The 11,382-nt window shown below is 64.3% G+C and carries 9 protein-coding genes; 6 read left to right on the plus strand and 3 right to left on the minus strand.

Annotated features, from left to right (window positions below; genetic code table 11):
• Nucleotides 1–8 precede the first annotated feature (8 nt).
• The 3 genes from EPD66_RS10415 to EPD66_RS10425 form a co-directional block, all read right to left on the minus strand.
• The gene (locus tag EPD66_RS10415) at nucleotides 9–647 is read right to left on the minus strand and encodes a glutathione S-transferase family protein (protein ID WP_142848444.1); all 639 of its coding nucleotides are present in this window, start codon (nucleotides 645–647) and stop codon (nucleotides 9–11) included.
• Nucleotides 648–814: 167 nt separating this feature from the next.
• Nucleotides 815–1,327: a lactoylglutathione lyase gene (gene gloA / locus EPD66_RS10420; RefSeq protein WP_142848445.1), complete on the minus strand. Its 513-nt coding sequence runs from the start codon at nucleotides 1,325–1,327 to the stop codon at nucleotides 815–817.
• A gap of 91 nt (nucleotides 1,328–1,418) precedes the next feature.
• A complete protein-coding gene (locus tag EPD66_RS10425; RefSeq protein WP_142848446.1) occupies nucleotides 1,419–1,739 on the minus strand; it encodes an antibiotic biosynthesis monooxygenase in 321 nt (106 codons plus the stop codon).
• Nucleotides 1,740–1,907: 168 nt separating this feature from the next.
• Between EPD66_RS10425 and EPD66_RS10430 the strand changes: the two genes are divergently transcribed.
• The 6 genes from EPD66_RS10430 (at nucleotide 1,908) to EPD66_RS10455 (ending at nucleotide 11,381) form a co-directional block, all read left to right on the plus strand.
• Entirely contained in the window at nucleotides 1,908–2,366 is a 459-nt protein-coding gene (locus EPD66_RS10430) for a type III secretion system chaperone (RefSeq protein ID WP_185961354.1), read from the plus strand.
• Between the two features lie 12 nt (nucleotides 2,367–2,378).
• On the plus strand, nucleotides 2,379–4,874 hold the full coding sequence (locus tag EPD66_RS10435; protein ID WP_142848448.1) for a Fic family protein: 2,496 nt from the start codon (nucleotides 2,379–2,381) through the stop codon (nucleotides 4,872–4,874).
• 230 nt (nucleotides 4,875–5,104) lie between these two features.
• Nucleotides 5,105–5,569 carry a (2Fe-2S)-binding protein gene (locus EPD66_RS10440; protein ID WP_142848449.1) on the plus strand — a complete coding sequence of 155 codons (465 nt, stop codon included), beginning with the start codon at nucleotides 5,105–5,107 and terminating at the stop codon, nucleotides 5,567–5,569.
• Entirely contained in the window at nucleotides 5,566–7,782 is a 2,217-nt protein-coding gene (locus EPD66_RS10445) for a molybdopterin cofactor-binding domain-containing protein (RefSeq protein ID WP_221930954.1), read from the plus strand. The genes EPD66_RS10440 and EPD66_RS10445 overlap by 4 nt, the downstream gene beginning before the upstream one ends.
• Nucleotides 7,783–7,962: 180 nt before the next feature.
• Nucleotides 7,963–9,225: an NHLP bacteriocin system secretion protein gene (locus EPD66_RS10450; RefSeq protein ID WP_185961355.1), complete on the plus strand. Its 1,263-nt coding sequence runs from the start codon at nucleotides 7,963–7,965 to the stop codon at nucleotides 9,223–9,225.
• On the plus strand, nucleotides 9,222–11,381 hold the full coding sequence (locus tag EPD66_RS10455; protein WP_142848451.1) for an NHLP family bacteriocin export ABC transporter peptidase/permease/ATPase subunit: 2,160 nt from the start codon (nucleotides 9,222–9,224) through the stop codon (nucleotides 11,379–11,381). The genes EPD66_RS10450 and EPD66_RS10455 overlap by 4 nt, the downstream gene beginning before the upstream one ends.
• Nucleotide 11,382: the final 1 nt, after the last annotated feature.

The raw sequence follows: 11,382 nt of genomic DNA on the forward strand, positions 1-11,382 counted from the left end.
CGTTGACTTCAGCCTTCCATCGCCGCGCGGGCTTCAGCCTCGCGGGCCAGGGCGCGCTGCACCGCCTGGCGGGCGCCGACGCGCTCGAAATGGGCGGCGTAATTGCCATAGGCGCTAACATCCAGGTTCAGTGCCTTGGCCCAGCTGAAGAAGACGTAGGCATAGGCATCGGCCACGGAATAGTCCCCCAGCAGCCATTCCCGGCCTTCGAGCATCTTCTCGATCATGCCAAAGTTCTGCGCCGTTCCCTCGCGGGCGATCTCCAGCAGGCGCCCTTCCGAACCAGGGGCATCGCAGATGCGTGCGGGACCGAAGAAACGGCCGATCACCGGATGCACGCCGGACGAGAACCAGCAAAGCAGCGACAGCGCCTCGACTTCCTTGACCAGATCGCCGCTGGGCAGCAGCCTGGCTTCGGGGAAAGTGCGGGCGATATAGGTCAGGATGGCGGGATTCTCGGTCAGGACGCACCCGCCGATATCCAGGGCAGGCACCTTGCCCTTGGGATTGATGGCCAGATATTCCGGCTGCTTGTGCTGGCCCTTGCGCAGATAAACGGGCTTGGCCTCGAATTGCGCGCCCGTTTCTTCCAGGGCGACATGCGGCACCAGCGAACAGGCGCCGGGCGAATAATAGAGCGTCAGCATGAAAGCCTCTGTCCAACGTTGAAATGGGAGGAGTGTCGCGCCTCCCGCCGCCTGCGGCAAGCCCTAAGGATTCCAGTGGATTGCGGAGCAATCTTCACTGAAACCTCGAACCGTGGCGGAGGGGAGGAAGGGAATGAAAGCTCCCCTTCCTCCCCTCCCCGACGGGCTTACTTCGGCTGAGCGGCGGCGATGGACGCCATGCCGTTCGGCGACAGGATCTCGATCCAATAACCGTCGGGATCCTTGATGAAGGCGATGCCCTTCATTTTGCCGTCATTCGGCCGCTTCACGAATTCCACGCCAAGCTTTTCGAAACGCTCGCAAGCGGCATCGACATCGGGCACGCTGATGCCGAGATGGCCGAAGCCACGCGGTTCGGAATTCCCGTTGTGATAGCCGGCGAAGGATTCGTCGCTCTCGGTTCCCCAGTTATGGGTGAGCTCAAGCGTGGTCTCCCGGGAGAAGACGAAGCGGCTGCGTTCGGCAGGATCCTCCGGCACGGTTTCCCCTTCCTTCAGCAGCGCCAGGAAGTAAAGGGAGAACTTCATCTCCTCGAAGTCAAAGCGCTGAAGAAACGTCATGCCCAGCACTTCGGTATAGAAGCGGACCGACGCATCCGGGTCGCGGACGCGCAGCATCGTCTGGTTGAGTGTATACCCCTTGGTCGCTGGATCACGCATCGTTACCGTCCTTGAGACTCTGGTTCGTTACAGGCAGGCGTCGGGGCTCCCGAACGCCTGCGGCGCACAATTCCAGAAGCTGAAATCCGGTTCAACCTTCCCGTCCGATCGTCTGAATGACCTCGAAGCCCTCGAACTGGGGCGGTCCGAGGTAAAGGGGCTTGCTGCCACCGGCTGCCCGGTGGGCGGAGCGGAAGGCTTCTGACTTCGTCCAGTCGAGGAAGTGCTGCTCTGACTCCCAGACCGTATGCGAGGAATAGAGGCGGTGATCCTCGTATCGCGGCCCCCGCAGCATATGGAATTCGGCAAAGCCCGGCACCTCGCGCAAATGAACTTCGCGATTGAGCCACATCTCCTCGAAATCCTTCTCCGCATCCAGGCGGACCTTAAACCGGTTCATGGCGATGTACATGATGCAACGCTCCTTTCCGTCTCGGCCGTCCGCATGATTCCAGCGGACCGAAGAATGACGCCAGCTTACCCTGCCTGGGGACCAGTCTGCAAAACCCGCCCTTTTTCCGAACCGATACGCCTCTGCCGTTACTAAAAAGGCAGAAGGATCAATCAGGAGGACCTGGCGGTGCAAAACTTGGAACAAGCCCAGCAGATACTCGCGGAGTTCGGACGCACGATCGGCCTGGAAGAGCTGACCTTCGACGCCTATGGCTATTGCTGCCTGGGCTTCGACAACGTGCTCGTCAACATGGAACTGGTCCCCCAGGCCCAGCAACTGATGCTCTATGCACATCTGGGCTTGGCTCCGCAACCGGCAAGCGCGGAATTGTACGAATCCCTCCTGGAAGCCAATCATTTCTTCCGCGGTACCGGCGGCGCGACCATCGGGGTCGATCCGGCGACGCGCAGCATCGCCCTGGTCTATGCCCTGCCCCTCCCGTCACTGACGCCGGTCTTGCTCGAAGCCGAGATCAAAGGCTTCGTCGATATCGCCGAAAGCTGGATGACCCGGCTGGACCAACCCGCCGGCGGCACGGACACCTCCGAACAGCAGGGGCCCATGTTCCAGGGCCTGCGGGTCTGAGGAGGTTCGACGATGGCGCTTACCATTACCCAATTCCAGAAGGCCGCCGCCGATGGCGGGATGCTCAAGCTCGAGAACGGTGCCGGCAACGGCCAACCCACCGTCGGCAAGATGAGTATTGGCGGACGGATCGCACAATGGTTCCGCGGCGACAGCCTGAAGGCTGAAAACCGCCAGATCATGCAATCCTTCGTGGCCGCGCTGGAAAAGCAATTCGGCAGTTCCTACGCGACCACCGCCAGCCAAAAGCTGGACATCGAATCGGGCAAGCCGTTGAGTGCCCGTACGGTCAACAAGATCATCCAGCAGGGCGAAGCCCATATGAAGCAGGTCAAGGGCCTGAACTTCATGGTCGCCTATCATTTCAGCGAGAACACGGCGGCGCACGACCCCCACAGCTTCGGCAAGGTCTTCTCCGACCTGGTCCACGAAAAGGGGATGGACCTCAAGCACGACGACAAGGACCTCAACCTGTCCAGCCTGCAACAGGCCATCAAAAGGGACATCGAGCGCGCGGGCTTTGGCAATCAGGTCGTTTCCATGGCTCAAGCCCGGGAAGTCACCGAAAAGCGTGTCGAGCGCTTCCTCGACAACAAGCTTGCCCTTTTGCAGACCGCCGACCGGCTGAGCACCAACGAAAGCGACCGGGCCGCCCTCCGCAAGATGGCGCTGAGCCACGACATGGCAAACCCGCAATTCCTGGAAGCGCTTTGGAATAACCGGGATGCCGGACAAGCCCTGCTGACGGTCCTCGGCAATCCCGAGGCGTCGCATGCCGACCGGACCGATGCTCTTCACACCTACTTCACCCGCTATGACGCGGCCCTCACGCCGCTATTAGCCGACATGGTGGCCTCAGGCGCGGAAGTGGGCGCGGACGATCTGATCGACTTCAACACCAATCTCGTGGAAATGGGCCTGCTCACAGCGGGGGCCAGTGCCGAGCAGATGCAGACTCTGTGGACATCCCTGACCAGCCCCGAGATGAGCCAGATGCGTGATAGCCTGAACTTCCTGTTCTGCAATGGCGCGGACGAGGATATCAGCGCGCGATCCCTTTCCACCATCCGTAGTTTGGCTGATACGGTTACCCTCGCGATCCGGCTGGTCGGCCCGGCCCTGGGCAGGCCTGCGGACGAAATCTCGGCGGCCATGAAGGTGGAATTCGTCATCGAGAGGGTGGACGACATCCCCGAAGCGATCATCGATTCACTGCGCGGCAGAGGAATGGGCGACGTCAATTTCACCATCGACAAGCAGATCGAGCGCGTCGGTCCGCCCGAAGTCCAGCAGCAGCTTTCCAACGCCTGGCTCAACCTCAACCTGAGCCGGGATGTTCTGCAAAGTGGAAATGCCGAACAACTTCAGGCCCAGGCACAGGTCCTGACCGCCTTGGGCTCTAGCCTGGCAGGCATCCAGGGCACCAATGGCGCCAGCACCACCGCGGCGAGCCTCCGCAACATGTTGGAACACGAAGCCACCCGAGTGATCGATGCCTATTGCGATGCCGTACGCCAGGCAGGCCCGGACCAGGCGGCAATCATCGAAGGCCTGAGCCAGGCCCGCCAGATGCTGGCCGATCTCAAGGCCGCTTCCAACTGGGACCGCACCGCCGCCTATTGCGACGAAACCAGGATCGACCTGCAATCGGAAATCTTCACCCGCGCCGAACCGCTATTCCAGACACTGGACAGCGATGCCCTGGCCTTGTCAGTTAAAAATCGCAAGGAATTCGGGCGTATCATCTCGCAGGACCTCAGCGCCGCACTTGCACGCCCCATTGCCGAGGAAAACCGCCCGGCCTTGCAGCAGATGTCCCAGCGCATCCGTGACACGGCTGACCAGCTCGATCTGGAAAATGCCGACCCCGGAAAGCTGGCGAGGGCAACGGAACGGATCGACGCCATCCGCATGGGAAGCTCGGACACCATCGCCGGCAAGAGCGGTGGCGGAGAAATAGCCGAGGGACAACGCCGCGCCACCGACAACTGGAAAGCGGCCAGCGCCTTCGCCAGAGAAATCGCCAGCAGCAACCAGCCGCTGACCCTCGACAGCATCAAGCAGATCAACCGCCTGCTCAATACCGGCATGCCGGCCAATGAAGGAATCGCCGGCGAATTCCGGGAGCGTCCCGAAACGGCGGGCGGCGGCGCCGCCTATCTGACCCCTGAGCGGATTCCGCTGTTCATGGACGACTTCATGACTTGGCTGAACGACAAGATGGGGCAGACCGATCCGATCGAACTGGCCGCCCTTGCCTATCAGAAGCTGGTCAGCATCCATCCCTTCTCGGACGGTAATGGCCGCACCTGCCGCCTCGTCGCCGACATCATCCTGCAACGCAACAACTTGCCGCCGGCTGCCTTCCAAGGCAGCAACGAGGTCAATGTCAGCGTCTTCGCCGTCCCGCAGAAGGGCCAGGAAAACATCTCTCCCGAGGAGGCGGTACGCCGCATGGCTTCTGCCGTCGAGCGCAGCCTGTCCATCTTGAGCGAGGAATTGGCCTGAGCAAAAAGCTGGGACACTCGGCAAGCAGGGGATCCGGCTTCTCAGGCGCCGGACCCCCTCAATTTCCTAGCCTGCTCCGGCTGATCACGCCAAGAAACTTCAACCGAGACCCAAGGAAAGTCACAATATCAGGGACTGACCGTCAACTATAATGTATGCAAACATAGCCTCTCTGACGAAGGGGCGCCCGCCGTCCCTCTCACTTCACAAGACCAGGGAGGAACTCCGGCATGAAGATCACTTTGAATGTCGACGGCAGAAAACGCGACGTCGAGGCACCTCCTGATGCAGCACTTCTGTTCGTCCTACGGAATGATCTAGGCGTCAACGGCCCAAAATTCGGCTGCGGCCTTGCCCAATGCGGGGCCTGCACCGTGCTGGTGGACGGCCAGCCCGCCCGCTCCTGCAGCCTGCCGGTCCAAAGCGTCGAAGGCGCGAAGATCGAAACCCCCGCCGGTTTGCGGGGCGAGGACGGCAGCCCCAGCCCCCTCCAGAAGGCCTTCCTCGAGGAACAGGCGGCGCAATGCGGCTACTGCACCTCGGGAATGATCATGACGGCGACCGCGTTCCTTAGAGAGAACGACAATCCCACCGACCAGGAGGTGCGCAAGGCCATGGACGGCAATCTCTGCCGCTGCGGTTCCCATAACCGCATCGTCCGGGCGATTCTCCGCGCCGCGAAGGAGGTGGCATGATGCCGGACAAGATGCTCCTCTCCCGCCGCACGCTTTTGAAAGCCGGCGGCGCACTGGCCCTCGCCTTCAACCTCTTCGGTCCGGTGGGCATGGCCCAGGCCTCGCAGGCAAGGCTGCCGGGCAGCCTCAATGCGCACCCCATGCTCAATGCCTGGATCCGCATCAATGCCGACGGCACCGTGACCCTGCTGACCGGCAAGGTCGAGCTGGGACAGGGCATCCTCACCGCTCTCAGCCAGGTCGCTGCCGACGAACTCGATATCGACATCGAGCGGCTCAACATCATTTCCGGCGACACCGCCCAGACCCCCGACGAGGGAACCACGGCGGGCAGCCTATCCATGCCCAACGGCGCAACGGCCGTGCGCTACGCCGCCGCCGAAGTGCGCCACATCCTGCTCGACCTCGCGGCACAGAAGCTGGACGCCCCGATCGAGAGCCTGAGCGTCGAGGACGGCACGATCAAGGCCGCCGACGGCCGCTCGCTGACCTATTGGGATCTTGTCCAAGGGCTGAGCATCGAGCGCGAAGCCACCGGCACGGTCCAGCCGAAGGACCCTGCCGCCTATCGCTATATCGGTCAGCCCGTCCCGCGCCGCGATTTTCCCGCCAAGGTGCTGGGCGAGCCCGCCTTCGTGCAGGACTACCGCCCCCAGGGCATGGTCCATGGCCGCGTCCTGCACCCGCCGTCCTACGGCGCCAAGCTCGTCTCGGTCGAAACCGCGCAGGTCGAAGCCATGCCGGGCGTGCTCAAGGTGGTCCGCGACGGCAGCTTCCTCGGTGTGATCGCCGAGCGGGAAGACCAGGCCATGGCGGCGGTTGAGGCCCTGGAAAGCGCGGCGACATGGGAGGAAGGGACAAGCCCCCTGACCCATGACGGCATCTACGACTGGATGAAGGCGCAGGACAGCCAGGACATCCCGATCAAGGACGAGTCCCGCTCCACCGCCCGGCCGGTGAAACAGGTCGCGGCCGTCTATCGCCGCCCCTATCACATGCATGGCTCCATCGGTTCCTCCGCCGCCGTCGCGCTTTTCGACGGTGACCAATTCGTCGTGCAGACGCATAGCCAGAGCGTTTATCCGACGGCGGCGGCGATCGCCGAGATGCTGGGCCTGCCCCGGGAAAAGGTCCGCCTCCAGCATCTGGAAGGATCGGGATGCTATGGGCATAACGGGGCCGACGATGTCGCCGCCGACGCCGCCCTGCTCGCCCGCGCCCTGCCGGGCCGTCCGGTGAGGGTGCAATGGCGCCGTGCCGACGAGCATGCCTGGGAGCCCTATGGCTCGGCCATGCATATGGAACTGAAGGCCGGGATCAGCGAGAGCGGCGAGGTCATCGACTGGGTCTATGATCTGTGGTCGACCCCGCACGGCACCCGCCCCGGCGGACGGGCGGGCAATCTGCTGGCCGCCCGTTCCCTGGCGACGCCCTTCGAGCAACCGGTACCGAGAAATGGCGGCGCCCCCAATTACGCGGCCGACCGCAACGCCATCGTCCTTTACGATTTCCCCAATCATAAAGTGACGACGCATTTCATCACCGCGATGCCGGTGCGCGTGTCCTCGACGCGCGGGCTGGGGGCCTATGGCAATGTCTTCGCCACCGAATCCTTCATGGATGAAGTGGCCCATGCCGCCGGGGCCGATCCGGTAGAATACCGCCTGCGGCAGCTGAAGGACGCTCGCTCCCGCGCCGTGATCGAGGCGGCGGCGGAGAAATTCGGCTGGAGCACCTTCGAGAAGAAGGAGGGCCATGGCCGGGGCATCGCCTTCGCCCAATACAAGAACCTGGCGACCTATTGCGCGGTCTGCCTGGAAGTGGCGGTGGACCCGTCGAGCGGCGTGATCCGCGTCCTGCGCGCCGTCGCAGCCGCCGATGCCGGCCACATCGTCAACCCCGACGGCGTATCCAACCAGATCGAGGGCGGCATCGTGCAATCGCTGAGCTGGACCCTGAAGGAACAGGTCCGCTTCTCGGGCAACCGGATCGAAAGCCGCGACTGGTTCGACTATCCGATCCTGACCTTCAGCGAGGTGCCGCCCATCGAGGTGGTCCTGCTGGACCAGCCCGGCACCGAATATCTGGGCGCCGGGGAAGCCTCGCAGGGCCCCACCGGCGCCGCGCTGGCCAATGCCGTCTTCGACGCGACAGGCGTCCGGCTCCGCGACCTGCCGTTCACGCCCGAGCGGGTCAAGGAGGTCCTGGCCTAACTCCCTGACATCGGAAGGGAAACAGGAAAGGGGGCGGCAAAGGGGAACGCCGCCCCCGCCGACGAACAGATGTATATCTCCGGTCTTGATTCCGTCCTGGGAAGCCTGCATCGTGCCGGAAACGCCACGCCATCCGGGACGACGCTGCCCCTGGCTTTGCAGGAATGAATGGGGCCCAGGATGAGCGCTCAGAACCGTATCTTCCGCCAGTCTGCCCTCGACCGTCTGTCCTCGCCCGATCAACTGGACCGCCTGATCGTCGTCACCGACGCGCGCGGCTGGATCGTCGCCGCGACTTTGGGGCTGTTGCTGACGGCCCTGGTCGCCTGGGGCTTCCTGGGAACGATCCCGACCAATGTGGCGGGCAAGGGCATCCTGATCGCCCGCGAAGGCCGTGTCGTGGCCGCCATGAGCCCGGCCATGGGACAGATCGAGACGCTGCTGGTGGGGCTGGGCGACAGCGTCGAGGAAGGCCAGCCGGTGGCGCGCATCCTGCAAGTCGATGTCCAGACCCGGCTTGAGAATGCACGCGAACTCCTGGCCGAGCGCGAGGCCGATTTGGCGCGGCGGCAGGCGGCCCATGCCCGTGAACGCGAGATCGTCCAGGCCAATCTGGCGCAGCAGCGCCGCGCCCTGGAACAATCCATCGCCGCAGCCAGGGAACAGGCGGGCTGGCTGTCCGAACGCCTGCGGGCCCACCAGGATCTGGCATCGGACGGCTTCGCCACTCGCAATCAGGTCCAGGCGATCCAGACCGACCTGACCAGGGCCAATCAGGCACAGGCAGACGGCCAGAGCGCCCTGTTGCGCCTGCAAGCCGAGGAAAACGAGGTCACCCTGCGCCACGAGCGGGAAATCAGCGAGACCCAGGCGGCCATCGCCACTGCCCAGCGCAGCATCCGTGAATTGGAAAGCCAGCTTGCCCGGGATGCCCATGTCCTTGCCCCGTCCAGCGGGCGGGTGACAGAGATCAGGGCGACCGCAGGCAACATGGTCGCCACGGGCCATGCCATCCTGGGCATCGAGAGTGCCGGCCAAGGGCTGGAAGCCGTGGCCTATATCCCCACCCGTCACGGCAAGATGGTGCAGCCGGGAATGAAGGTGCGCATCGCCCCGGACAATGTGCGGCGCGAGGAACACGGCACCCTGCAAGGCATCGTGCGCAGCATTTCGTCCTTCCCGTCGACGCGGGAAGGCATGGCTGCCGTCCTGCAGAACGACGCCCTGATCGACAGCTTCTCCCGCGACGGCGCTCCTTACGAGATCCGCATCGACCTGCTGCCCGGCCCCACCGAAAGCGGCTATGCCTGGTCCTCGCGCCAGGGTCCGCCGATCCGCCTGCATAGCGGCACGACCCTCGACTCCGACATCACCGTGCGCGAGCTGCGCCCCATCGACCTGATCGTCCCGCTATTCCGGAAATATACGGGGCTCGACGGATGATCCCCAAGGCCCGCCACAGGCCGGTCCAGGTTCCGACGATCCTGCAGATGGAGGCGACCGAATGCGGCGCCGCCTGTCTGGCAATGGTCCTGGCCTATCACGGACGCTGGGTGCCGCTCGAGACCTTGCGCGAGGCCTGCGGCGTTTCCCGGGACGGCAGCAAGGCGTCGAACCTGCTCAAGGCGGCACGCCGTTTCGGCCTGGCGGCAAAGGGCTTCCGCAAGGAACCGGACACCCTGCACGACCTGCCCGTTCCCTCCATCATCCACTGGAATTTCAATCACTATGTGGTGTTCCGGGGGATCAAGGGCGACCGTGTCCATCTCAACGACCCGGCCAGTGGCCCCCGCGTGATCTCGCGGCAGGAACTCGATGAAAGCTTCACCGGCGTCGTCATCGCCCTGGAACGGGGGGAGGACTTCGCCCCCGGCGGCACGCCGCCCAGGCCCTTCGCCCAGCTTGCGGATTCCCTGCGGGGATCGCGCCCGGCCCTCGCCCTGGTGGCCCTGCTCAGCCTGTTCCTCGTCCTGCCCGGCATCGTCATTCCCGGCCTGACCAGCCAATTCATCGACATGGTCCTGGTCCAGCAGATGGAAAGCTGGGTCATGCCGCTGGTGCTGGGCCTCCTTCTGGCCACCTTGCTGCAAGGCGGCGTCACGGCCCTGCAGCAACATTATCTGCTGCGCCTGGAAGCGAAGCTGGCCGTCACCCTGGCCGGACGCTACCTGTCCCGCCTGATGACCCTGCCGATGCGGTTCTTCACCCAGCGCCATGCCGGCGAACTGGCCAACCGCGTCGCCGCCACCGACCGGGTGGCGACCCTGCTGTCGGGGGAACTGGCGACCAACCTGTTCAACGCCATGTCGCTGGTCTTCTATCTGGCCGTGATCGCCTTCTTCGACCCGGTGATGGCGGCCGCGGCCGCCGTCCTGGGCGGCTGCAACGCCCTGGCGCTGGTTTTCGCCGCACGCAAGCGCGACGACCTGAACCGCCAGCTTCTGGGCCAGCAGGGCAAGCTGCTCTCGGCCACGGTAGGCAGCATCCACAATATCGAGACCTTGAAGGCCACCGGCGGCGAGAGCGACGCCTTCGCGCTGTGGAGCGGCCATCAGGCGGGACTGCTGACGACCCGGCAGGAAATCGGCGTGCAATCGGCCCTGCTGAGCGTCATCCCCGCCCTGACCACGGCCCTTGCGCCGGTTGCCGTCCTGGGCATCGGCGGCTACCGGGTCATGGAAGGCGTGCTGACCATCGGCGCCCTGGTCGCCGTCCAGACCCTGTTCCAGAATTTCATGGGCCCCTTGGCCGGGCTGACGCAACTGGGCGCAAGGCTGCAACTCATCAAGGGCGACATCGCCCGCCTGTCGGACGTCCTGAGCACTCCGCCTCCCCCGTCCGCCGAGATGGAAGAGCAGGACCCGGCCTTTTCGGCACCGCCGCAGGGGCGGGTCGAGCTGCGCTCGGTGAGCTTCGGCTATTCGCCGCTGGACGAGCCGCTGATCGCCAATTTCTCGCTGACGCTGGAACCGGGGAAGCGCATCGCCTTGGTCGGCGGCTCCGGCAGCGGCAAAAGCACCATCGGACGGCTCGTCAGCGGCCTTCTGCAGCCCTGGGAAGGGGAAATCCTCATCGACGGCATTCCGCTGGCCGAACTTTCTCCGGCCCGCTTCGTCGCCACCATCGCGCATGTGGATCAGGACATCATGCTGTTCGAAGGCACCGTCCGCGACAACCTGACCCTGTGGGCCAAGGATGTTCCCGACGAGGTACTGACCCGCGCCCTGAAGGATGCCGAGATCCATGCCGAAGTGGCGAGCCGTCCCGGCGGCTATGACGGGATGATCCGCGAAGGGGGGCTGAATTTCAGCGGCGGCCAGCGGCAACGCCTCGAGATCGCGCGGGCGCTCGTCAACGATCCCGCCGTCATCGTCCTGGACGAGGCGACCTCGGCCCTGGACCCGGTCACGGAACACGCCATCGATTCCAATCTGCGCCGCCGCGGCTGCGCCTGCCTGATCGTCGCCCATCGCCTGTCCACCATCCGAGATGCCGACGAGATCCTGGTCATGGAGCATGGAACCGTCGTCGAACGGGGCACGCATGAAGACCTGATGGCCCGGAACGGGCGCTATGCCGATTTGATCCGGAGCGCCTGAC

It is taken from the genome of Telmatospirillum sp. J64-1 (assembly GCF_006980715.1).
Lineage (GTDB): Bacteria > Pseudomonadota > Alphaproteobacteria > Rhodospirillales > Magnetospirillaceae > Oleiliquidispirillum > Oleiliquidispirillum nitrogeniifigens.